Source organism: Actinomadura fibrosa, assembly GCF_900659615.1.
Lineage (GTDB): Bacteria > Actinomycetota > Actinomycetes > Streptosporangiales > Streptosporangiaceae > Spirillospora > Spirillospora fibrosa.
Genome location: NZ_CAACUY010000082.1, coordinates 1 through 22,368, shown reverse-complemented (window position 1 = coordinate 22,368; position 22,368 = coordinate 1). Strand labels below are relative to the sequence as shown.

Annotated in this window: 26 protein-coding genes; 5 read left to right on the top strand and 21 right to left on the bottom strand. The window is 72.3% G+C overall.

Annotated features, from left to right (window positions below; translation table 11 throughout):
- Positions 1 to 2: 2 nt before the first annotated feature.
- Entirely contained in the window at positions 3 to 404 is a 402-nt protein-coding gene (locus E1300_RS25395; protein WP_131759576.1) for a YbaB/EbfC family nucleoid-associated protein, read from the bottom strand.
- 76 nt (positions 405 to 480) lie between these two features.
- A complete protein-coding gene (locus tag E1300_RS25390) occupies positions 481 to 1,185 on the bottom strand; it encodes a hypothetical protein (protein ID WP_131759575.1) in 705 nt (234 codons plus the stop codon).
- Between the two features lie 58 nt (positions 1,186 to 1,243).
- On the opposite strand from E1300_RS25390, the gene E1300_RS25385 reads away from it, so the two are divergent.
- The 3 genes from E1300_RS25385 to E1300_RS25375 are packed head-to-tail and all read left to right on the top strand — an operon-like array spanning position 1,244 to position 3,269.
- Entirely contained in the window at positions 1,244 to 2,026 is a 783-nt protein-coding gene (locus tag E1300_RS25385; RefSeq protein WP_131759574.1) for a hypothetical protein, read from the top strand.
- Positions 2,023 to 2,625: a hypothetical protein gene (locus E1300_RS25380; protein ID WP_131759573.1), complete on the top strand. Its 603-nt coding sequence runs from the start codon at positions 2,023 to 2,025 to the stop codon at positions 2,623 to 2,625. Before E1300_RS25385 ends, E1300_RS25380 begins: the two co-directional genes overlap by 4 nt.
- Entirely contained in the window at positions 2,622 to 3,269 is a 648-nt protein-coding gene (locus tag E1300_RS25375; RefSeq protein WP_131759572.1) for a hypothetical protein, read from the top strand. The genes E1300_RS25380 and E1300_RS25375 overlap by 4 nt, the downstream gene beginning before the upstream one ends.
- On the opposite strand, the gene E1300_RS25370 is transcribed toward E1300_RS25375, so the two are convergent.
- The 10 genes from E1300_RS25370 to E1300_RS25330 form a co-directional block, all read right to left on the bottom strand.
- Entirely contained in the window at positions 3,154 to 4,458 is a 1,305-nt protein-coding gene (locus E1300_RS25370) for a hypothetical protein (RefSeq protein WP_131759571.1), read from the bottom strand. The genes E1300_RS25375 and E1300_RS25370 overlap by 116 nt on opposite strands.
- A 192-nt stretch (positions 4,459 to 4,650) precedes the next feature.
- Positions 4,651 to 4,959, bottom strand: a complete 309-nt coding sequence (locus tag E1300_RS25365; RefSeq protein WP_131759570.1) for a DUF1416 domain-containing protein — start codon at positions 4,957 to 4,959, stop codon at positions 4,651 to 4,653.
- Between the two features lie 101 nt (positions 4,960 to 5,060).
- Positions 5,061 to 5,900, bottom strand: coding sequence for a sulfurtransferase (locus tag E1300_RS25360; RefSeq protein WP_131759569.1), 840 nt, complete (start codon positions 5,898 to 5,900; stop codon positions 5,061 to 5,063).
- A gap of 46 nt (positions 5,901 to 5,946) precedes the next feature.
- Entirely contained in the window at positions 5,947 to 6,390 is a 444-nt protein-coding gene (locus E1300_RS25355) for a DUF4395 domain-containing protein (RefSeq protein ID WP_131759568.1), read from the bottom strand.
- A 77-nt stretch (positions 6,391 to 6,467) separates the two neighbouring features.
- On the bottom strand, positions 6,468 to 6,533 hold the full coding sequence (locus tag E1300_RS54030; RefSeq protein WP_360761443.1) for a putative leader peptide: 66 nt from the start codon (positions 6,531 to 6,533) through the stop codon (positions 6,468 to 6,470).
- Between the two features lie 117 nt (positions 6,534 to 6,650).
- On the bottom strand, positions 6,651 to 6,965 hold the full coding sequence (locus E1300_RS25350; RefSeq protein WP_242619392.1) for a thioredoxin family protein: 315 nt from the start codon (positions 6,963 to 6,965) through the stop codon (positions 6,651 to 6,653).
- A gap of 200 nt (positions 6,966 to 7,165) precedes the next feature.
- Positions 7,166 to 7,906, bottom strand: a complete 741-nt coding sequence (locus tag E1300_RS25345; RefSeq protein ID WP_131759566.1) for an anti-sigma factor family protein — start codon at positions 7,904 to 7,906, stop codon at positions 7,166 to 7,168.
- Positions 7,903 to 8,418, bottom strand: coding sequence for a sigma-70 family RNA polymerase sigma factor (locus E1300_RS25340; protein WP_165502988.1), 516 nt, complete (start codon positions 8,416 to 8,418; stop codon positions 7,903 to 7,905). The genes E1300_RS25345 and E1300_RS25340 overlap by 4 nt, the downstream gene beginning before the upstream one ends.
- Positions 8,419 to 8,537: 119 nt before the next feature.
- A complete protein-coding gene (locus tag E1300_RS25335) occupies positions 8,538 to 9,245 on the bottom strand; it encodes an LmeA family phospholipid-binding protein (protein ID WP_131759564.1) in 708 nt (235 codons plus the stop codon).
- A 117-nt stretch (positions 9,246 to 9,362) separates the two neighbouring features.
- A complete protein-coding gene (locus tag E1300_RS25330) occupies positions 9,363 to 9,623 on the bottom strand; it encodes a MoaD/ThiS family protein (RefSeq protein WP_131759563.1) in 261 nt (86 codons plus the stop codon).
- A 223-nt stretch (positions 9,624 to 9,846) separates the two neighbouring features.
- On the opposite strand from E1300_RS25330, the gene E1300_RS25325 reads away from it, so the two are divergent.
- Positions 9,847 to 10,563, top strand: a complete 717-nt coding sequence (locus E1300_RS25325) for a winged helix-turn-helix transcriptional regulator (RefSeq protein WP_131759562.1) — start codon at positions 9,847 to 9,849, stop codon at positions 10,561 to 10,563.
- Between the two features lie 101 nt (positions 10,564 to 10,664).
- Here E1300_RS25325 and pstB read toward each other — a convergent pair whose 3' ends face one another.
- The 5 genes from pstB to mshD form a co-directional block, all read right to left on the bottom strand.
- Positions 10,665 to 11,441: a phosphate ABC transporter ATP-binding protein PstB gene (gene pstB, locus E1300_RS25320; RefSeq protein ID WP_131759561.1), complete on the bottom strand. Its 777-nt coding sequence runs from the start codon at positions 11,439 to 11,441 to the stop codon at positions 10,665 to 10,667.
- Positions 11,442 to 11,516: 75 nt separating this feature from the next.
- The gene (gene pstA / locus E1300_RS25315; RefSeq protein WP_370785181.1) at positions 11,517 to 12,413 is read right to left on the bottom strand and encodes a phosphate ABC transporter permease PstA; all 897 of its coding nucleotides are present in this window, start codon (positions 12,411 to 12,413) and stop codon (positions 11,517 to 11,519) included.
- Complete coding sequence (pstC, locus tag E1300_RS25310; protein ID WP_242619390.1) at positions 12,410 to 13,390, bottom strand: phosphate ABC transporter permease subunit PstC; 981 nt, start codon at positions 13,388 to 13,390, stop codon at positions 12,410 to 12,412. The genes pstA and pstC overlap by 4 nt, the downstream gene beginning before the upstream one ends.
- Before the next feature lie 95 nt (positions 13,391 to 13,485).
- Entirely contained in the window at positions 13,486 to 14,589 is a 1,104-nt protein-coding gene (pstS, locus tag E1300_RS25305) for a phosphate ABC transporter substrate-binding protein PstS (RefSeq protein ID WP_131759560.1), read from the bottom strand.
- Positions 14,590 to 14,943: 354 nt separating this feature from the next.
- On the bottom strand, positions 14,944 to 15,834 hold the full coding sequence (gene mshD / locus E1300_RS25300) for a mycothiol synthase (RefSeq protein WP_131759559.1): 891 nt from the start codon (positions 15,832 to 15,834) through the stop codon (positions 14,944 to 14,946).
- 198 nt (positions 15,835 to 16,032) lie between these two features.
- Between mshD and E1300_RS25295 the strand changes: the two genes are divergently transcribed.
- On the top strand, positions 16,033 to 17,712 hold the full coding sequence (locus E1300_RS25295) for a bifunctional metallophosphatase/5'-nucleotidase (protein ID WP_131759558.1): 1,680 nt from the start codon (positions 16,033 to 16,035) through the stop codon (positions 17,710 to 17,712).
- A 92-nt stretch (positions 17,713 to 17,804) separates the two neighbouring features.
- Here the strand turns inward: E1300_RS25295 and E1300_RS25290 are convergent, their stop codons facing one another.
- The 4 genes from E1300_RS25290 to E1300_RS25275 form a co-directional block, all read right to left on the bottom strand.
- Complete coding sequence (locus E1300_RS25290; protein ID WP_131759557.1) at positions 17,805 to 18,962, bottom strand: inorganic phosphate transporter; 1,158 nt, start codon at positions 18,960 to 18,962, stop codon at positions 17,805 to 17,807.
- Positions 18,959 to 19,576 (bottom strand): DUF47 domain-containing protein, encoded by a 618-nt coding sequence (locus E1300_RS25285; protein WP_067459642.1) that lies wholly within the window; start codon positions 19,574 to 19,576, stop codon positions 18,959 to 18,961. Before E1300_RS25285 ends, E1300_RS25290 begins: the two co-directional genes overlap by 4 nt.
- A 322-nt stretch (positions 19,577 to 19,898) precedes the next feature.
- Complete coding sequence (locus E1300_RS25280) at positions 19,899 to 20,096, bottom strand: hypothetical protein (RefSeq protein WP_131759556.1); 198 nt, start codon at positions 20,094 to 20,096, stop codon at positions 19,899 to 19,901.
- 229 nt (positions 20,097 to 20,325) lie between these two features.
- The coding region (locus E1300_RS25275; RefSeq protein WP_207399947.1) for an AAA family ATPase at positions 20,326 to 22,368 on the bottom strand (2,043 nt) is incomplete at its 5' end.

The following is a 22,368-nucleotide window of genomic DNA, read 5'->3' as shown; positions in this document are numbered from 1 at the left end:
CGTCACCACCCGGGACGGCGGTCGTCGCCGTCCTCCTCCAGCGGGGGAAGGCTCGCGCGCAGCAGGTCCATGGCCTCGGAGTCGTCGCCGACGACCTCCGACATGATCTCGACGGTACGGGCGGCGCTGCGCGCGCACGCCTTCCGGTACGTCTCCATGATCGACGCGGTGAGCTGGGCGCCGCTCATCCGGTCGGCCTGCGGGGACAGCCGGAGGTCCTGGAGGACGCCGCCGGGGTTCACGCTGAGGGTGACCGCCTGGTCCCGGCTGGTGAGCGTGGTCACGCTGCCGGCCAGCTCCTCCTGGGCGCGGTCCGCCCGCTCCTTCATGGCCGCGGCCCGTGCCTGCTGGTCGCGCAGCCACTTGTCGGGGTCGGCGATGGCGGGCGGCAGTTGCGGGTCCATGCGGCTCCTCCCAGGACTTCGTGGCCGGATCCGGACACTACAGCACGTTCTCCCCCGCCGTCCCCGGAACGATCTTTTAGCGGATCGGCACCAGCGCGTCCAGGCGGGCGCGGTCGTCGAGCCATTCGTGCGGCGGACGGTCCGCGCCCAGCTCGACCAGCGGCACGTGCGGCGCGAGGTCGCGCAGCGCCCGCTCCAGCGCGCCGCGGTTCAGCCGCCAGTCCCGCTCGCGCACGTAGGCGCTGACCGCCAGGCGGCGAGGGAAGCCCTCCCCGGTGAGGCGCTCGGCCATGTAGTCGAGGGTCCTGCGGTCGGTCTCCGGCAGCTCCGGGTTCGCGCGCGCCTCGTCCAGCCGCCGCTCGTATCCGGCGAGCCCGTCCGGCGCGTCCTCCCTCAGGCTCACGCCCAGGTGGCGGAGGGGTCGCCTGCCGACGATCCGCGGGACGTCGAAGCGGACGACCGCGTCCACGTCCGCCCAGGGGAAGAAGCGCGGCGGGCTGCCGGGGCGCGCCCCGATCCGGACGCCGTCGGGCTCCAGCGCGAACGCCGTCCACCGGCTCCGCGCGGCCCGGCGCAGCCGCGCGGTCCCGCTGCCGAGCAGCCACAGGAGCAGGACGGTCCAGAACGCGATGCCGAGCAGCGCGGGCCAGGCGCGCATCTCGTCCAGGAACACCCCGGCCGCGACGAGGGGCGCCGCCGCGACCGCGAAGACGATCATGACCACGGGCATGATCGGGACGAAACGGATGCGGTACGGCAACGCGGGCGCTCCCTCGTTCACGGACACTCTGCTCTGGCGGCCTGCGGTGGCAGGGTAGCCGCGTATTACCATTCGGCGCGTGCAGCCCTCCGCCCCGGTCCCCCCGCCTCCCGGCGAGCACGGGCGCCGCGGGACGTCCAGGCGCCTGCTCGTACCGGTCCTGGCCGCCTGCGCGCTCGCCGTCGGCGTGCCCGTGCTCTGGGTGACCGGCGGCTTCGCGGAGACCCCGCAGCAGCCGGCCGTGCGCGCCGGACAGCCCGTCGACCTGGGCCTTTTCACCGTCACCGTGCGGGACGCCCGCATCGGCCTGGACGACAGCGGCATCGGCTCGACGAGGGAGCGGTTCGTCATCGTCCGCCTGCACGTGGTCAACAAGGGCAAGGAGAGCGTCGGGCTCGGCATCGGCGGCCTGTCGCAGGGCCTCGCGGCCCGTACCCGGAAAGGGCAGTGGATCAGGCCGGACGATGTGGACGGCGTCGCCGGCGGCGCGAAGACCGACATGGTGCAGCCGGGCCTGCCCGTCGAGGCGTCGGCGAAGTGGAAGGCGGGACCGGCGGACGCACCCCGCCAGTTCACCATCGGCCTGCGCAAATGGACGTACGACCACGGGTTCACCGACACCACCTACGCCTGGCGGGTGGACCTCCAGGACGACGCGCTCGCCGGGCGGCTCACCCTGCCCGTCGCCGCCCTGACCCCGGCACCCGCAACACCGTCCCCGAGGGTGTCCGCGCCCACGCGTCCGCGCCGCACCCTGAAGCCCACGGGCCGCGCGACCCGCCCGCCGACGCGGCGACCCACCCGCCGGGCAACCCCGCGGGCCACGCCGCACACGCTTCCGGTCCCCGGGAGCCCGGGGTGAACGGCCGCAGGCTGCTCGTCCAGGGCACCGCCGGGGCCGTCGGGACGGTCCTGCTGGCCGGGGCGATGTGGCTGCACAGCCTCGGCCCGCACGTCGAGGCCACGGAACTGGACCCGATCCGCACCAGCGGACGCATCGGCCACGAGGTCACGAACCGCGAGTTCAGCGTGCGGGTCGAGCGGGTGGACGCGGCGCGGTCGCTCGCCCCGAGCCTGTCCCTCGGGAACCAGCCGGCGGTCGGCAGCGACGGCGTCTACCTCATCGTGCGGCTCCGCGCGATGAGCCGCCGCGAACCGCTGAAGCTCGCGTCCGCCGTGCTGGAGACGCCGGGCGGCTTCACCTACAAGGCCGATCCCCGGACGGGCGCCGCGTCCGTCCTCGAACCGGACTTCCAGCCGCTGATCTGGACGGCGACGGCCTTCGTCTTCGAGCTGCCGCGCGAGCGGGTCGCGGGCGCGCACCTCGTCGTCGGCACGGGCGGGCTGCTGCCGCAGCTGTCCGCGGCGGCCGACGTGGACCTCGGCCTCGGCGCGGCCCGCGCCGCCGAGCTGCTCCGCACCGCCACCGACCGCTACGACGTCCGGACGAGTCGCCCATGACGGCCCCCGCCCCACCCGAGCCTCCGCTGCCGCCCGAGCGGCCCGCACCGACCGAGCCGCCCGAGCCGTCCGAGCCGCGGCGCGCCGGGCTGCGGCCCGGCGACAGGCGCGTCGTCCAGGCGCTGGCGCTCGCCGCGCTGCTTCCCGCCCTGCTCAGCATCCAGTGGCTGGACGAGACGCACATCGTCCAGCGCAACCTCGAACCGCGCGAGAAGGCGACGACCGTCCCCCATGGCGGGACGGGCGAGCTGGCGGGCGCGCAGTGGCGGATCGAGGGGCGCCAGACCAGGGCGCCCTACGTGAGCACCCAGGCGCCCGGCGGCGGGTCCGCGGACGTGACCGAGCTGCGGCTGACCCTCGCCGTCCTCCCCCGGGACGCCGAGGCGGCGAAGGCCGTCGGCTCGTACGGCATCACCTACCGGCTGTCCGACGGAGACGGGCACGAATGGTCGGCCGTCGGGTTGCGGACCGGGTCGGCGACCGGCCTGACCTCGGACGCGAAGCCCCGGCCGGGCGCCGTCACGCGGATTACGGTGACGGGTACGGTGCCCCGCTCCAAGGCGGGTTCGCTGCGCCTTGAGGTGCGCCCGCCGCGGGCCCAGCGGCCGACAGGCCCGCTGCCTTTGCTGCGGTTCGCTCCGTGACCCGCGCCATCACCAGGTTGAACGCCGCCGCCAGCAGGCAGATCCGGAGGATCTCGAACACGAGGCCCGTGCCGTACCCGACGAGCGGCAGCCGCGGGATCCACCAGGTCACCGGGTGCGGCCCGATCAGCTCGTAGACGAGGCGGCGGGAGGCGTCCTCGGCGACGTCCAGGCCGGTGAACAGCAGGCAGAACGTCGCGAACGGCAGCATTCCGGACCGCCGGACGAGCCGCAGCCCGTACCAGGCGGGCAGCCACATCTCGCGGAACCCGCGGGTCATCACCTCGCGCGGGCTGTTGACGCGGTCGAGGCCGCCCGCGCCCGCCAGCCGCCGCGCCGCGCGGCCGCTCCCGAGCACGACCCGCTCGTCCGCCGCGTCCAGGCCGAGGATCACCCCGGTGATCACCAGCCAGATCAGCGCGCCGAGCACCGCGTCCTTGAACGGCGGCCACAGGTCGAGGACGGGCCCGGCGACGTCGGTGAACCAGGTCCACGCCTGGCGCCGGGTCAGCCAGTCCACGCCCTCGCCGCGCAGGTGGTCGATCGTGAAGATGGCGAACAGCGCGAAGTAGATCTCCAGGAGCGCGATGAGCGCCGCGCCCGCGCGCGGCGACCGCTCCTCCAGCAGCCAGCCCGCGAGCACCTTCAGCACGAAGAACACCGCGGTGAGCACGCTGGCGAGCACCACGTGCTTCTCCAGCGAGACCAGCATGCCGACGCCCTTGAGCTGCCCCTCGATCCCGCCCTCGGCGAAGCCGCGGCTCGCGGCCGTGTCGGCGAACTCGCGGGCGTCCTCGGCCAGCAGCCCCCACGCCAGGTAGAAGACGACGAACGGCAGCGCCGCGCGGCCCGCCGCGCCGGCCACCGACTCGTCGTTGCCCACCGCCCACGGCGTCAGGTCGCCGCCGGCCTCGCGGGCGTGGACGACGTCCAGCCCCTCCCGGACGCAGTGGACCATGGCGACGGCGACGGCCAGCGTCACCATCACGAGCAGGCCGACGGTGAGCAGCGGTGCCACGCTGGCGGCGGTGCCCTTCATCCCGCCGAGCCGGTACCCGCCGTACATCACCCCGTACCGCAGCAGCTGCCCGACCGTGAACCAGAGGGTCAGGGGCAGCACGAAGCGCCCCGCCAGCTTCAGCGTCGCCCACGGCAGGATCAGCGGCGACCGCGCGGACAGTCCGGGCATCGCGCCGATGCTACCGGCGGACGCCCCGTCCGAGCAGGACGGCCGCGGGGAACGGCTGAGGCGAAGCGGCCGAGCAGGACGGCCGCGGGAACGGCCCACGAGAGAACGGTCCGGTGAAAGCGGCGGACCCCGCCGTACCGCGGTGAGGCGGTGCGGCGGGGTCCGTCGTTCGTCGGCCCGCGAAGGCTCCGGTCAGATCGTGACCTGGAGGGCGGCGACCTCTCCGGTCTTGGCGGTGACGCTGTTGTCGACGCTCACGCCGCCCGCCGCGAGGACGCGCACGGTCCAGTCGCCGTCGGCGGCGAAGAACCGGAACACCCCCTCGTCCCCGGTGACGACCTCGGCGGTGAACTCACCGGTCGAGTCGAGCAGGCGGGCGTAGGCACTGGACACGGGGGCGCCGTCACGGGTGACGGTGCCCTGGATCACGGCCTCGTTGTTCAGATCGACGGTCGCCGGAAGGTGCGCCGTCTGCGCGGGCGCTGCGCAGCCCTGGGTCATTGCTCCTCCATCTCCGTGCACACGGATGGCTCTCGTCCCGCCGTGCGGCGGGTGCCCGCCTCGCGGCGGGCGGGGTGGATCCGCCTTGGGGCGGATCCGTCCTACTTGGGCTCGCCGAGCTCGATCGGGACGCCGACCAGCGACCCGTACTCGGTCCAGGAGCCGTCGTAGTTCTTGACGTCCTGGAGGCCGAGCAGCTCGCGCAGGGCGAACCAGGTGTGCGACGAGCGCTCGCCGATGCGGCAGTAGGCGATGGTCGGCTTGGACAGGTCCACGCCGGCTGCGCCGTAGATCTCGCGGAGCTCCTCGTCGGACTTGAACGTGCCGTCGTCGTTGGCGGCCTTCGACCACGGGATGCTGCGCGCGGTCGGCACGTGGCCGGCCCGCTGCGCCTGCTCCTGCGGCAGGTGCGCCGGCGCGAGCAGCTTGCCGCTGAACTCGTCGGGCGAGCGGACGTCGATCAGGTTCTTGCTCCCGATCGCGTCCACGACCTCCTCGCGGAAGGCGCGGATGCTGAGGTCCTGCTCCTTGGCCTTGTAGTCGGTCGCCGGACGGGTCGGGACGTCCTCGACCAGCTCGCGGGAGTCCAGCTCCCACTTCTTGCGGCCGCCGTCGAGGAGCTTGACCTTGTCGTGGCCGTACAGCTTGAAGTACCAGTACGCGTAGGCCGCGAACCAGTTGTTGTTGCCGCCGTAGAGGATGACGAGGTCGTCGTTGGCGATGCCCTTGGAGGACAGCAGCTGCTCGAATCCCGTCTTGTCGACGAAGTCGCGGCGGACCGGGTCCTGCAACTCGGTCTTCCAGTCGATCTTCACGGCGCCACGGATGTGGCCCTTGTCGTAGGCGGCGACATCCTCGTCGACCTCCACGAGCACGAGGCCGGGGGCGTCCAGGTTGGACTCAACCCAGTCGGCGTCCACCAGGACGTCGGAGCGGCTCATTCGGGAACCTCCCTGTTGGAGCGGATCTTCGCGGTTGTACGTCGGATCAGTAGTCCCCGACGCGGGCCGAACCGGCCCGCTTGCCGGGGGTGCTACGGCGGACCAGCAGATACATCTCGCAGCCGAGGCAGAACCCGAACACCGCGTTCAGGAACGCCGCCGCCAGCGCGAGGGCGGTGGCACCGTTGCCGAGCCAGGGGATCCCCGCCGCGTATCCGGCCGTTCCCACGAGGGAGAAGACGAGACCGACACCCTGGGCGAACCGGGGCGGGGCCTCGTCCTCAAGCTCCCTCGGAGGGGCGAGCCGGGGACGGATGAGCACTGCGTACACGCGTCCGTACGGGGCGTACCGGAGGCCGAAGAGGGTCGCGATGGCGAACACCACGGCCTGAGCGGCGAGCAATGCCCAGCTTCCGGTCACCAGGACCGCGATCAGTACCACCGTCGTGACGGCCGCGGCGAAGCGCTGCCCACGCGGATCGACCTGCATCGGGGTGCTCCAGGTGGAGTGGAAGCGTGCGTACGAGCGAGAAGGAGGAATGCTCGGGGGCGGACGGGCTCGATGCCTCAGGCCGTGCGACAGAGCGAGGCGGCCACGCGGCAGAAGTCGACCGCGCGGCGCTTCGTGAGCATCTGCTCTGTCCAGTAACGCACGGACACGATGTTAAGCCGACACCCCACGGGCTGTCACATCCGTCTCGCCTTGCGAGACAGTGACATTGATCTTCCCGCAGGTAGACGGGGCGCCGCTCACGGGATGGCCGTCCCCAGAGCCGCGATGACATCGGCCTTGCGGGGCGCTCCGGCGGCGCGGCGGACGACGCGCCCGGCGCCGTCAAGGACGAGGACGGTGGGCGTCCGGACCACGTTCAGGCGGCGGACGAGGTCGAGGTGCGCCTCGGCGTCCAGCTCGACGTGGACGACGCCGTCGACCATCCCGGCGACCTCGCCGAGCGTGCGCCGGGTGGCGCGGCACGGCGCGCAGAACGCGCTGGAGAACTGGAGCAGCGTGGCCCGCTCGCCGAGCGCCGCGCCCAGCTCGTCCGGTCCGAGGGTCTCGGCCATGTCGCCGCCTCCCCGCCGCGCGCCCTGCCTTCGTTCGCGCAGCACGCCGTCACGGCGCCGCCGCACCAGGCCGAACACCGTGGCCGCCGCCAGGACCGCCGCCGCGATCAATGCACCTTCCATCGGACGTATTCAACCCGAAGGCGCGCTCGATCCTTCCCGCGAGGGCCTCCGAGATCCTTCCCGCGAGGTGGGCGGGATCAGGCGGGGATGGTGAGCAGCGGCTTGCCGTCCAGGCCGACGATCTCGAACGAGAAGAGGTTGCCGCGCGGGAACATCGTGGAGCCGTGGTACTCGCCGTAGCCCTCGTTCATGGGGACGTGCCAGCTTCCGAGCGCGTCCCGCTGCCCGTCCCGGGCGATGACCAGCAGCCGGCAGCGCGCCCCCTTCGGGACGCCCGTCAGGTAGAGCTCGACCTCGGTGCCCCAGGGCTGCTTGTGGAGCTCCACCCAGCCCCTGATCCGGGTCTCGGGGTTCTCGGCGGCGATCCGCTCGCCCTTGCCCTCGGGGCTGGGCGGCGGGACGGACGCCGTGGTCGTGACGGTCGGGGACGGCGCGGCGCGTTCCTCGCCGCCGCGGGGCAGCAGGACGCCGAACAGGCCGCCGGCGAGCACCAGCACGCAGGCCGCGGCGGCGAGCGGGAGCCAGCCCTGGCCCCGCCCGCCGGACCGCCGGCCCAGCGGTCCGAGCCATCCCCTCCGTCGCTCGGCCGCCCGGGCCAGCAGCCCGTCCAGCAGTTCGGGCGGCGGCCCGGCCATCTGGTCGAGCTGCGCCTCGTCGACCCGCCCGAGCAGGGCGGGCATGCCGGCCAGCCCGGCGAGCTCGTCCCGGCAGGAGCGGCAGTCCTCCAGGTGGGCCTCCACCTGGCTCCGCTCGCCGGACTCGATCGCGCCCAGCACGTACACCCCGAGCGAGGTGCGCACCTCGGTGCAGTCGTTCATGGCGCCAACCCCCGCTCCTCCAATGCGAGTTTGAGCGCCCGCAGCGCGTAGTAGGTGCGGGACTTGACCGTGCCGGGCGGGATGCCCAGCGCCTTCGACGCCTCGGCCACCGACCGGCCACGGTAGTAGGTCTCCACCAGCACGGCGCGGTGCGGGGCGCTGAGTTCGGCGAGGGCCTCCGCGACCGTCCAGGACTCCAGCGCCCGGTCGATGTCGTCGGAGCCGGCCGCGGTCAGCATCACCTGCTCGTCGATACCGGTCTCGGGCGGCCGGGCCCGTTTGGCGCGGTGCGCGTCCACCACGAGGTTCCGGGCGACCGTGAACAGCCATGGCCGCACCGGCCGGCCCGCGAGCGCCTCGGGGTGCTTCCAGGCGCGCAGCAGCGTCTCCTGGACGACGTCCTCGGCCTGGGTGCGGTCTCCCCCCGTCAGCCGCAGGACGTAGCCGAGGAGGGGACCGCCGTGCTCGCTGTATAGGGCGCGCAGCAAACCCTCATCCGCGGTGGGACCCACACCACTGACACGTACGCCCTCGCGGTCCGGTTCACAAGGTCCGGCGACATTTCCGGTCACTCTTCACGTTATGCGCCCCCGGGACGTGCGGTCCGTCCCATCGCGTCGCCGTTCTCCCGCTACTTGGTCCGCTGCTCCAGGTCGTTCAGCCGGACGTTCTCGGCAGTGGCCGAGACGCGGAGACCCTCGGGGGTGGGCTGGATCTCGCTGATGCGCGAGCCGACCGGCAGGTCCGACACGGGCACGATCCAGGTGAGCTGCTGCCGGACGGCGGCCAGCGGGACCTGCGCGGCACCGGTCGAGCCGACGGACACGGGGGTGACGGCGATGCCCCGGGCCGTCGGCTTGACGGACACGACCGCGCTGCCGGACACCGGGAGGCCGAGGATCGCGCCGGTCAGCTCCACCGCGAGGTCGTCGCCCTTCGGCCCGAGGCTCTTGACCTCCTTCGGCGCCTGCTTCTTGATCACGTCGTAGGGCACGATCGCGGACGCGGTCGCCGTGCGCGCGGTGACGTTGGCGGAGTTCCCGGCCGTGACCTCCGACAGCGGCGCGTCCACGCCGCGCATGTCGACCTTCACGTCCGTGACCGTGACGCCCCGCTCGGTCCAGTCGCCGATGCTGACGTCGATGTGGTCGTACGTGCCGCCGACCGCCTGCGTCAGGAACGGGATGCCGTGGATCGTGACGTCGGGCCGCTCCGCCAGGTTGTACTCCGCGGCCACCTGCTTGCCGATCTCGTCCTGCGCGATCCGCACGCCGATCCGGTCGGCGGCGATCAGCCCGCCGACCACGAGGACGAGCAGCACCACCAGTACTTTCCGCATGTCTCTCCTTCGGGCACGGCACGCGATCGCCACACCCTAGTGCCCGGGGCACCGGCGGCGAGTCGCCCCGCGGCATGACACCGGGTGGCCCCGCGGAGTGATCGTCCGGGTGTGACGTCAGCCACCCGCGAAGGGCGGCAGCACCTCCACGACGCCGCCCTCCGGCAGCGCGACGGAGGCGTGCGGGCGGGTGCCGACGGGGGCGCCGTCGACCAGGAACGAGCTGCGGTCGAGGACGCGCCGGAACGCGCCGTCGCGTCCGTCCCGCCGGGCGGCGGCGGCGATCGCCTCGTCGAGCGTCGCGGCGTCGTAGGGCTCCTCAGCGGTGCCCGCGGCGGCCTTCGCGGCGGCCCAGTACCGGATCGTTCCCTTGGCCATGGCCCCAGGGTCTCATCCCCCCGGCCCGCCCCGTCCGGGCGAGGCGCCCCATTGCCCGGAGGACGTGCTCGGATATGCTCAGGGTGAGGGATCCGGGCGACGAGGCCATGGAGTTCACCAAAGTGCCCTGCGTGGTCGCCTCGTCTCGCCGAGTCGCCGGCCGGTGCCGGGCTCGGCGGTGAGCCGCCTGGGTCCTACGTCTTTATGGACGAGGAGGCGGCACTTGAGCAGTCTGCTCTTGCTGACCAACGCGTTGGAGCCCTCCGACGAGGTCCTGCCCGCGCTCGGGCTTCTGCTGCACTCCGTGCGCGTCGCCCCGGCGGAGGCTTCGGCCCTCATCGACGCCCCGCCGGCCGACATCGTCCTGGTGGACGCGCGGCGCGACCTGGTGCAGGCCAAGAGCCTGTGCCGGCTGCTGCGGACCACGGGGCTGGACTGCCCGCTGCTCGCCATCGTGACCGAGGGCGGCCTCGCCGCGCTCAGTTCCGAGTGGGGCGTGGACGACATGCTGCTCCAGACCGCGGGACCGGCCGAGGTCGAGGCCCGGCTGCGCCTCGCGGTCGGCCGCGCGGCGGCGGTCGCCGAGGCCGAGGAGGTCCCGGGCGAGATCCGCAGCGGCGAGCTGACGATCGACGAGGCGACCTACACGGCGCGGCTGCGCGGGCGCGTGCTCGACCTGACCTTCAAGGAGTTCGAGCTGCTGAAGTACCTCGCCCAGCACCCGGGCCGGGTCTTCACGCGCGCCCAACTCCTCCAGGAGGTCTGGGGCTACGACTACTTCGGCGGCACCCGGACCGTGGACGTGCACGTCCGGCGGCTGCGGGCCAAGCTCGGCGCCGAGTACGAGTCGCTCATCGGAACGGTCCGCAACGTCGGGTACCGCTTCGTCCCCGACCACCGTCCGGGCGACTCCGAGGAGATGGCGCCGGCCCGCGCCTGAGCCGCGCCCGCCGGCTCCGCCCGGACCCCGCCGCGCTCGCCGGGGCCCTGCCGCCTCTGCCGGGGCGGGCCCCGTCCCTCCGTCCGTCCTGCCGGGCCGGATCAGCCGAAGCGGCCGGTGATGTAGTCCTCGGTCGCCTTCTGCTCCGGGTTCGTGAAGATCTTGCTGGTGTCGTCGATCTCGATGAGCTTGCCCGGCTTGCCCGTCCCCGCGATGTTGAAGAAGGCGGTGCGGTCGCTGACCCGGGCGGCCTGCTGCATGTTGTGCGTGACGATCACGATCGTGTACTGGCTCTTCAGCTTGCCGATCAGGTCCTCGATCGCGAGCGTGGAGATCGGGTCGAGCGCCGAGCACGGCTCGTCCATGAGCAGCACCTGCGGCTGGACGGCGATCGCGCGGGCGATGCACAGCCGCTGCTGCTGGCCGCCGGACAGGCCCGCGCCGGGCTTGCCGAGCCGGTCCTTGACCTCGTTCCACAGGTTCGCGCCCTGGAGCGAGCTCTCGACGATCTCGTCGAGCTGGCTCTTGCGGCGGACGCCGTTGAGCTTCAGGCCCGCGGCCACGTTGTCGTAGATCGACATGGTGGGGAACGGGTTGGGGCGCTGGAAGACCATGCCGACGACGCGGCGCACGGCGACCGGGTCCACCGAGGAGGCGTACAGGTCCTCGTCGTCCAGCATGACCTTGCCCTCGACCCGGGCGCCCGGGATGACCTCGTGCATCCGGTTCAGGGTGCGCAGGAACGTGGACTTGCCGCAGCCCGACGGCCCGATGAAGGCCGTCACCGAGCGCGGCTCGACCGTCATCGAGATGTCCTCGATGGCGTGGACGCCGCCGTAGTAGGCGTGCAGCCCCGAGACTTCGATCCGCTTGGCCATGGGGTTGGTGCTCCTATCAGGACGTGCAGAGGGGGTCGGGAGGGGTCACGGGAGGAGGGGGGAGGGGGCGGCGGCTCAGCGGCTCACCGGCGCGCTCCGGCGGGCGACCAGCCGGGCGGCGAGGTTGAGCAGCATGATGATCGCGATCAGCACCAGGGCGCCGGTCCAGGCCCGGTCGATCGAGTTCTGGTTCGGGTCGGCGGCCTGCTCCCAGATGAAGGTCGGCAGGGACCCCTGCGGCCCGCTGAACGGGTCGGTGTTGATCGCCTTGGTGAAGAAGATCGTCAGCAGCAGCGGCGCGGTCTCGCCCATGACGCGGGCGACCGCGAGCATGATGCCGGTGACGATGCCGGTCATCGCCGTCGGCAGGATGACGAAGCAGACCGTCCGCCAGCGCGGGACGCCGAGCGCGTAGGAGGCCTCGCGCAGGTCGTTCGGGACGAGCTTCAGCATCTCCTCGGTGGCGCGCACCACCGTCGGGATCATCAGGATGGTCAGCGCGAGCGCGCCGGCGAACCCGGAGAACTCGAACCCGAACGTGAGCAGCCACAGCGCCAGCACGAACAGGCCCGCGACGATCGACGGGATGCCGGTCATGACGTCCACGAAGAAGCTGACGACCTTGCCGAGCCGCCCGTTGCCGGCGTACTCGACGAGGTAGATCGCGGTCAGCACGGCGATCGGGACGGCGATCACGCTGCAGATGAGGACCTGCTCCAGCGTCCCGATGATGGCGTGGTAGGCGCCGCCGCCCGGGTCCTTGCCGCTGACCCCGTTCATGGAGAACTGGAAGAACGTCGGGTCGAGCCGGGCGACGCCGTTGGAGACGACCGTCCACAGCACCGACAGCAGCGGGACGAGGGCGAGGACGAACGCCAGGTACACGAAGCCCTGGACCAGCTTGTCCTTGATCTTGCGGCCGGTCGAGACGGACGACAGGCCGGCGCCCTTCGGGGTGGTCAGGGAGGTCACACGAACTCCTTGCGGCGCGCGACGACGGCGCGGGCCGCCATGTTGACGAGCAGGGTGATCACGAACAGCACCAGGCCGGAGGCGATCAGCGCGCCGCGGCCGGTCTCGGACGCCTCGCTGAAGCTGTTGGCGATGTTGGAGGCGAACGTGCTGCCGCCGTTCTCCAGGATGTGGACGTTGATGCCGGGCACGAAGGTCAGCACCATCGCGACCGCGATCGTCTCGCCCATCGCGCGGCCGAGGCCGAGCATCGAGGCGCCGATCATGCCGGACCGCCCGTACGGCAGCACCGACAGCCGGATCATCTCCCAGCGGGTGGCGCCGAGCGCGAGCGCGGCCTCCACGTTGGCCCGCGGCACCTGGAGGAACACCTCGCGGGTGATCGAGGAGATGATCGGCAGGATCATGATCGCCAGCACCACCCCGGCGGTGAAGATCGAGTTCTTGCCCGGCGAGTCGCCGCCGAACAGCGGGATCCAGCCGAGCACGCTGTTGAGGAACTTGCTGATCCCCTCCATGTGCTTGGACAGGAAGATCAGGCCCCACAGGCCGTACACGATGCTCGGGACCGCCGCGAGCAGGTCCACGACGTACCCGAGGACCGACGCCAGCTTCCGCGACGAGTAGAAGGAGATGAACAGCGCGATCCCGACCGCCACCGGCGTCGCGATGAGCATCGCGAGCAGCGACGACACGATCGTCCCGAAGGCGAGCTGCGCGATGCCGAACCGCGGGGGCACCGCGTTCGGGTTCCACTCCTCGGCGGTCAGGAAGTTCGCCTTGTTGTCCTGGAGCGCCGGGATCGCCTTCCACACCAGGAACACCGCGATCGCGGCCATGATCGCCAGCACGGTGAGGCCCGAGCCGCGGGCCGCCGAGACGAAGATCTTGTCACCGGCCCGGCCGGTGCTCATGCGCAGGCTCGGGGTGCGCCGTCGCGTGGCGGCGGCCGCCTCGACGCCCGTCTCGCTGCTCACAGGGGGTCCTCCTATGATCACTTCTGCTGCGGAACCCCAATCGGCCCCGCCGCCGAGGTCGTCGGCGGCGGGGCTTCCGGGATCGTTGCCGGACGTCAGGACAGGGCCTTCACGGACGCCTGGACCTTGGTCAGCACGCTGTCCGGGACGGGCGCGTAACCGAGGCCGGTCAGCACCTTCTGCCCGTCGGCGCTGGAGGTGTAGGTGAGGAAGGACTTGACGAACTTGGACTGCTCGGCGGGCAGGCCCTTCTCGCACGCGATCTCGTAGGTCACCAGGACGATCGGGTACGCCCCGGCCTCCTTGGTGGTGTAGTCGATCTTCAGCGCGACGTCGTTGCCGGTGCCGACCACCTGGGCGCCGGCGACGGCCTTGGACGCGCTCTCGGGCGACAGCGCGGTGTACTCGCCCGCGCCGTTCTTGACCTGCGCGGTCTGGAGCTTGTTGTTCGTCGCGTACGACAGCTCGACGTAGGAGATGGCGCCCGCGGTGCTCTTCACCTGGCTGCTCACGCCGTCGGACTTCGGCGCGCCCTGGCCGGTGGAGTTCGGCCACTTCTTGGCCTTCTCCCACGTCCAGACCTTCGGCGCGGTCGTGTGCAGGTAGTTGGTGAAGTTCTCCGTCGTGCCGGACTCGTCCGAGCGGTAGATCGGCTTGATCGGCGAGGACGGGAGCTTGGCGCCCGCGTTCTCCTTCGCGATCGCCGGGTCGTTCCAGGTCTTGATCTTCCCGGAGAAGATGCTCGCGATCGTCTCGGAGGAGAGCTTCAGGCCGTCCACGCCCTGCACGTTGTAGACGACCGCGACCGGGCCGACGACCATCGGCAGGTTCAGGGCGTTGTTGCCCTGGCAGCGCTGCTTGGCGGGGCCGGTCTCCTCGGGCTTGAGCGCCGAGTCCGAGCCCGCGAAGGCCACCTGGCCCGAGGTGAACGCCTGGATGCCGGCGCCCGAGCCGCTCGGGTTGTAGTTGAGGTTGGCCCCCGCGCACTTCTGCGCGTAGATCTTGGTCCACTCCTCGATCGCGTTCTTCTGGGCGCTGGACCCGGCGGCGTTGACGCTTGCCTTCGCGCAGTCGATGTCGCCGGTCGGCGCGCTGCTCGCGTCACCGGACGAGTTGTCGTCACTGCCACAGGCCGAAAGGGCCAGTGCCCCCGCAATGACCACACCGCCCAGGGCGGCAAGCCGAGAACCGTTCTTCACCGGAGGGTCTCCTCATCAAGTTCCGTCTGGCACGTCCCCCGCCCGTCACGCTGGCGGATACGGCCAGGTGGCGGGGTTGCCGTCGACAGTGAAACTAGGCAGGCGAGGTGACCGGACACCCCGATCCAGGTGAACGGAGGATGAACTGAGATCGGCAGAGCCACGAAGAATGCCCCGATTTGCCGTGACCGGCGGGTTAACACCGCAGCTCAGAAGCCCCAAAGCCCCGCAATATCAGGGCCTGCGGGGTTTGCGCCGGAGATCACGGGGCAACGGCGGCCGCGCACCGCGAAGCCCCTGGTCAGGAGCCTGCGAGCCCCTCCCGGCGGCTCAGCCGACCGCGGTGCCCCACGCTCAGCCGGCCGCGGAGCCGTACATCACGTCCACGGCGTGCCGGACGAACCCGAGCGACTCGTACAGCCGCACCGCCGGGACGTTCGACTCGTCCACGTACAGCATCAGCGGATCGGCGCCCGCCTCCCGCAGATGGCGCAGGCCGACGAGCGTGAGCGCGCGCCCGAGCCCGAGGCCCTGCGCGTCGGGGTCCACGCCCACCACGTAGACCTCCCCGGCGCCGTCCGGATGGACCTTCGTCCAGTGGAAGCCCGCGAGCCGCCCGTCCCGCTCGGCCATGAAGAAGCCCGCCGGGTCGAACCAGCCCTCCGCCTCGCGCTCGCGGAGGTCGTCGATCGTCCACGCGCCCTGCTCCGGGTGGTGGGCGAACGCGCGGCCGTTCACCGCGAGCCACGCCTCCTCGTCCCGTCCCGGCTCGAAGGTCCGGACGGTTACACCCTCGGCGATCCGCGGCTCGGGCAGCGGCTCGGCGGCGGGACGGCGCATCTGGAACAGGGCCCGGACGCGCGCCAGCCCCTCGGCGCCCGCCAGCTTCGCCGCCGCGGGCAGATCGCCGTGCGCCCAGACCCGCAGCGGCCCGGCCGCCTCCTCGCGCAGCGCGCGGAGCAGCGTCCGGCCGTGGCCGCGCCGCCGGTGCGCCGGGTGGACGACCAGTTCCCCGGCGGCGGACTCGTCCTCGGACGCGGGATCGAGATGCGCGTAACCGACGAGAGCCTCTCCCCCGGCGTCCTCGGCGGTGACGGTCAGGCCGCCCCGACCGGCGCGGAGGGCGAGCATCGCGTGCTCCGACAGCGGCGCGACCCCGTCCGCCGCGGCGGCGGCCTCGACCACCGCCAGCACCTGCGCGATCTCCGACTCCGCCAGCGCCGCGCGCACCCGTACCCCGCTCACCGTCGCAGCCTATGCGCTCCCACCGGCCCCGCCACTGGGCACCCCCTCCACACCGGGGTTCGTCTCCGCCCCGTACGCCGGGCTTCGGCCTCCGCGGACCGCAGCGCGGGAGGAACTCCCCCGACGCTGACCGAACCGTCACGAAACCGTCATGAAGTCGCGGGGATCCGTATGCCCGGCCGTCCTAACGTGACCGGAATGACTCGACGACGCACCATCATGGCCTGCGCCGCGGCGGGCCTGACGGTCGTGGGCCTGGCCGCGCAGCCCGCGGCGGCCCGGCCCGTCCCCACCGCGGCCGTGCGGCTGCTCGCGCTGAACGACTTCCACGGCAACCTGGAGCCGCCGACCGGCAGCTCGGGCACCGCCATCGACGAGAACGGCAACTCCGTCCCCGCGGGCGGCGCCGCGTACATCGCGACGCACCTCAAGCGCCTCGCCGACCGGCACACCCTCACGGTCGCGCAGGGCGACCTGATCGGCGCCTCGCCGCTGATCTCGGCCGCCTACCACGACGAGCCCTCCGTCCAGTTCCTCGGCGACGTCGGCGTCACCGCCTCCGCGGTCGGCAACCACGAGTTCGACGAGGGCTACCGGGAGCTCCAGCGCATCCAGAACGGCGGCTGCCACCCCACCGACGGCTGCTCCCCGGCGGGCCGGTGGAAGGGCGCGAAGTTCGACTACCTCGCGGCGAACGTCCTGCTGGAGGCGAGGAACAAGCCCGTCCTGAAGCCGTGGACGATCCGCCGGATCAACGGCGTGAAGGTCGGGTTCATCGGCGTCGTCACCAAGACCACGCCCACCATCGTCACCGCCGACGGCATCAAGGGCCTGCGGTTCGACGACGAGGTCGCCGCCGCGAACCGGTCCGCCCGCGAGCTGAAGCGGCGCGGCGTCCGGGCGATGGTGCTGCTCGTCCACGAGGGCGACCAGGTCAAGGCGGGCTCCAGGCCGGACGAGTGCGGCGTCGTCCCCGGCGCTGGCACCCGCATCGCGCAGGACGCCGACCCGGAGATCGACGTCGTGCTGGCCGGGCACACGCACCAGCAGTACCTCTGCTCGGTGAAGGACCCCGCCGGGCAGCCGCGCCTCTACTCCTCCGGCTCCTCCTTCGGCCGCGTCATCACCCAGGTCGACTTCCAGGTGAACAGGCGCACCGGCGACATCGTCCGCTCGTCCCTCAAGGGCGACAACCACGTCGTCACCCGCGACGTGCCGCCGGACCCGGCCACCGAGAAGTTCGTCCAGACCTGGAAGGACCGGGTCGCGGCGATCGCGAACAAGCCGATCGGCAAGATCACCGCTGATGTCACCCGGGCCCCGTCCCCGGCGGGCGAGACCGCGCTCGGCGACGTCATCGCCGACGCGCAGCTGTACTCGATGAAGGACAAGGGCGCCCAGGTCGCGGTCATGAACCCCGGCGGCGTCCGCGCCGACCTCGTCTACAAGGCGAGCGGCTCCGAGGGCGACGGCGTCGTGACCTACGGCGAGGCGTTCCAGGTCCAGCCGTTCAGCAACGTCATGGGCGTCACCTCGCTGACCGGCGCGCAGCTCGACGCGCTGCTGGAGCAGCAGTGGACGTCCGCCGGCGAGAAGATCCTCCAGCCGTCGGCGAACCTGCACTTCACGATCGACCGCTCCAGGCCGGTCGGCGACCGCGTCTCCGCCATCACCGTGGACGGCACCGCCGTGGACCCGGCCGCCACCTACAAGGTCGCGGCCAACAACTTCCTGCTCGGCGGCGGTGACGGCTTCACCACCTTCACGCAGGGCAAGGACCAGGTCCTCGGCCCGATCGACCTGGACGGCTTCGTCGCCTACTTCCAGGCCCAGCAAACGATCTCCCCACCACCTCTGAACCGCATCAGCGGCAGCTAGAGCCCGCCAACAAAACAGCCCGCCGCCCCCCCAGAGGGACGGCGGGCTGTGCTTTTGAGCCGAAGGAGGGCCGCCAGGCCCGACGCCGAGGACTATGCACCCAATACGTGGACTACTGCGTACACGATGGCGGCGACGGCTGCGGAGGCCGGCATGGTGAGGATCCAGGCGAGGACGATGTTGCCCGCCATTCCCCAGCGCACGGCCGCGAGCCGCTTGGTGGCGCCGACGCCCATGATCGCGGACGTGATCGTGTGGGTGGTGGAGATTGGAGCGTGCCAGAAGAACGCGGTGACGTAGAGGACGACGGAGGCCGTCGCCTCGGCGGCGAAGCCCTTCGGCGGATCGACCTCGATCACCTTCCGGCCGAGCGTCCGCATGATCCGCCAGCCGCCCGCGTAGGTGCCGAGGGACAGCGCGCCCGCGCAGACGACGATCACCCAGGTGGGCACCGACTCGCCGTCGGAGTGGCCGGTGGTCACCAGCGCGAGCACGATGATGCCCATCGTCTTCTGGGCGTCCTGGAGGCCGTGCCCGAGCGCGAGCGAGGCCGCCGACAGCGTCTGGGCGATGCGGAACCGGCGGCCGACCCGGCCGGGGTGCGAGCGGCGGAAGATCCAGAGGATCGCGACCATCACCAGGTACGCCAGCACGAAGCCGACCACCGGCGACACCACCATCGGCACCGCGACCTTGTCGACGACGCTGTCCCAGTTGACCGTCGAGGCCGAGGCCAGCCCGGCGCCCACCACGCCGCCGATCAGGGCGTGCGAGGACGAGGACGGCAGCCCGAAGTACCAGGTGATGAGGTTCCAGGTGATCGCGCCGAGCACCCCGGCGGCGATCACGGTGAGGCCGTGCAGCCCGTCCGGCGGGGTGATGACCTCGCTGACGGTCTTCGCGACCTCCACGCCGAGCAGCGCGCCCAGCATGTTCATCACGGCCGCCATGAGCAGCGCCACGCGCGGCGTCAGCGCCCGCGTCGACACCGCGGTGGCGATCGCGTTGGCCGCGTCGTGGAAGCCGTTGGTGTAGTCGAAGACCAGGGAGACCACGACGACGAGGACGAGCACCGCCGCCTGCGCGTCCGCCCGCAGGCCGAGCGCGCCCGCCGCGGTGACGAGGACGACCCCGGCGAGCAGCAGGAGCCACGCCCGGCCCGTCACGCGGTGCGTGGCCTGGGCGGTCAGCCCCGGTTCGGGGCCGGTCGACGGTTCCCGGACGAGGGGCGGGCCTCCCGGTGCGCTCATGATTCCTTGACCGCGATGGTCTCGACCGTGTTCGCGACGTGCTCGAAGGCGTCCGCCGCCTCCTCCAGGCGGTCGATGATCTGCTTCATCTTCATGACCGTCAGCGGGTCGTACTCGCCGCTGAACAGGTGCGCGAGCAGCTTGCGGTACACCTGGTCGCCCTGGTTCTCCAGGCGGTTGATCTCGATCCAGTACTCGTTGAGCTCCTTCATCGACCGCAGCCGCGGCATCGCCTCGGCGGTGAGCTCCGCCGCGCGCTCCAGCACCTCGACCATGTGGACGATGCCCTTGGGGAACTCGTCGATCTTGTAGAGGACGACCAGGTCCGCTGCCTCTTCCATCTCGTCCATCACGTCGTCGATCGTCGAGGCCAGCCGGTAGATGTCCTCGCGGTCGAAGGGCGTGATGAAGGTTTCGTTCAGCCGGCGCATGATCGCGTGAGTGCATTCGTCGCCCGCGTGCTCGCAGGCGCGCATCTTCTCAGCGATCGCCGGCCGGTCGGCGCCGTCGCTGATGAGCTCCACGAGCAGCCTGGCGCCAGTGACCAGGTTGTTCGCCGAGTCGGCGAACATGTCGTAGAAGCTGTCCTCACGCGGCGTGAGACGCAAGCGCACGTCGTTCTCCTGAGATGCCGGAACAGTCCGGAGAGGATCGTAGGCGCAACCAGCCGTAAAAAGAACCTTTGCCCTAGCTTCGACCGGTGTCCTCCCCCCTCTCACCTACAAGATTGCCCTAGATCGGGAGGTACATACCCGAGACAGAGGTCCCTATCTGCGACGATGTGCCGCGATACCGCTCAGGCCGGTTCGCGGCCCGCGGCGCGGGACGGATGGGGCGAGTGAGATTGCTTACAACGGTCCAAACCGGACATCGCCCGGAGACGCGAACCGGGGACGCCGGAATCGGCGTCCCCGGTTGCGCTGCGGCGGGCTTCGGCTAGGGAGACACGCCCTGGTCCCGTGGCGTCAGCTCGCGACGACCGGTCTCGTCGGAACGCACTCCGAGCACCATGTCGATCTCCGCGACGGTCAGCGGCCGCTCGGCCGCCGCCACCGCGCTGAGCATCTCGGCATAGAGTTCGATCTCGTCCAGCGCAACGCGGTCGTGGACGCGCAGGTCGAGGTTCTGGCGCACGGCGTCCACCTCCGTTCGTTCCCCACACCCGGAATCGAGGCTACGCTTTCCGCCCCGACGGGCACATGACCCAAGAGGGCCATTCGAGGGCCACCCTCACCACTGGTCTTCCCGGGTCAGGGCCGCATGATGCCCCACGTCCCGGTCGAGAAGCGGGTGTCCCCGGAGCGACCCGCCCGTCCCCGCCGAGAGGCCCGCGTCCCCGGAGGGAAGGGGCGGACGGGGCGGATCAGCCCCCCGGCCGGAAGTCGCCGAGCATCTGCTCCAGCGCCGACTCGGGCAGGTCCCGGTCCGTCAGCCGGGCCACGGTGGCCGCGTTGACGTCGGCCCCCGCGAGCCGCGCCGCCTGCCGCGCGACGGTCTGCTCGAACAGCGCCCGGACCGTCCGCGCGTACGCGAACGCGGGGTCCTCGCGCATCCGCGCGAAGCGGGACAGCAGCTCGACGCGCAACTCCTCGTCCAGCATGTAGAGGTCGCGCTCGGCGTAGCTCTGGAAGAGCCGCACCAGGTCGCGGTCCGTCATGCCCTCGAACTCGACGACGCGGCCGAACTGGTCCCGGAAGCCGGGGTTCCCCGCGAGGAAGCCCTCCATCTCGGGGCCCAGGCTGGAGCAGATCACCACGAACCGCCCGCCGTGGTCGTCCATCCGGCGGCGCAGCTCGCTCACCACGGCGGGGCTCCGGTCCAGCCGGTACGCCTCCTGGATCAGCAGCACGCCGCCGAGGGCCTGGTCGACCATGCCCGCGACCCGGCTCTCGGTGTCCGCCTGGTCGCGCCCGGCCAGGTGGACCGGGCGGCAGGCCACCACGTGCCCGGACTCCAGCAGCCCGAGCGCCGCGTAGATCCCGCCGACCAGCCCCGCCACCGTCGTCTTGCCCGTCCCCGGCGGCCCGGTGAAGATCAGGTGCAGGGGGGCGTCCGCCCGCACCCCGTACCGCGCCCGGTCGGCCGCGAGCGCCGCCTCCTCGGCCAGCTCCCGGACCGTCGCCTTCACCTCGTCCAGCCCCATCAGCGCGTCGAGCTGCCGCAGGTAGCCGCCGATGTCGCCGGGCGGGCGCAGCGCCGGCTCGATGCCCTCGGCCACGCCCGCGAGGTCGTCGGGCGTGAGGACCAGCCGATCCCGGGACGCGCCCGCGCGCTCCAGGTGCCGCTGGCACGCCTGGTCCAGGTAGGTCTCGACGAGGCGGGCGTTGACGAGGTCGCCCGGCCCGCGCAGCCGCCCCAGGTCCTCCCGGGCGACCTCCAGCGCCGACGCGCCGACCGTGACCCGGCGCTCGTCCGCCAGCAGGTGCAGCAGCGTCATCCGGTTGTCGAGGTCGCTCAGATCCGGCAACCGGTGGACGCGGAACACCTGCACCAGCTTCGGATGCTCCTGGAGAAGCCGCTTGTACGCCCGCGGCTCGCACGTCGCGATCAGCGGGGTCGTGTTCACCGGGTCGCGGCGGGCCCTGCGCACCGCTCCCGCCACGGCCGCCGGGTCGGCCGCGCCGGTGACCGCCACGTCCAGCCGCTCGAACAGGATCGCCGGGCCCGGCTGCGCCAGCACCTGCGCCATCCGCTCGGCGGGCGCGTCCCGGACGTCCTCGGCGTCGTGCGCCCGGATCGCCCCGTCGCCGAGGCCCGCGTCCGCGAGCGTCAGCGCGATCATCCGCGCCAGCCGGCGCTGCCCCGAATGGGGCTCGCCCACCAGCAGCACGCCGGGCACCCCCGTGCCGATCGAGCTGGGCGCCCCGTCGACCCGGGTCTCCTCCGCGCCCGGCCCCGCGGGCGCGTTCCACTCCTCCACCTGCGCGCGCAGCTCGTCCAGCAGCGGGCCCGCGTCGTGCTCGCCGCAGACGAAGCCGATGCCGAACCGCTCCAGCGCCCGCCGCTGGCTGCGGTCCTTCGGCGGCGGGATCTCGTGGACGGGCCGCTCGGGCGACGGCGTGTCGTCCAGGAAGTCGAAGCTGCCGACCATCGTCTCGGACATGACCTGCGTGCCCGGGGCGGGCGGGCCCTGACCGGCGCCTTCTCCCACGTCGTCGGGGCTCAGCACGCGCGTGCCGGGCGGTCCGCCCTGCGGCGGGGCGGGCGGGACCGGCACGCCCGGCTGCCGCACGGCGCCCTGCGGAGCACCCGCCTGGTCCTCGACGCGGGTCGCGTACGGGTCGAAGGCGGCCGGAGCCTGCTGCGGCTGGGGCTGCTGCGGTCCCGGTGGCGGGGCCGGGGTGTCGGCCATGGTCTGCGGCGGCCCCTGCGTTCCGGCCCCCGGCGAGGCGGACGCGGGCGCGGG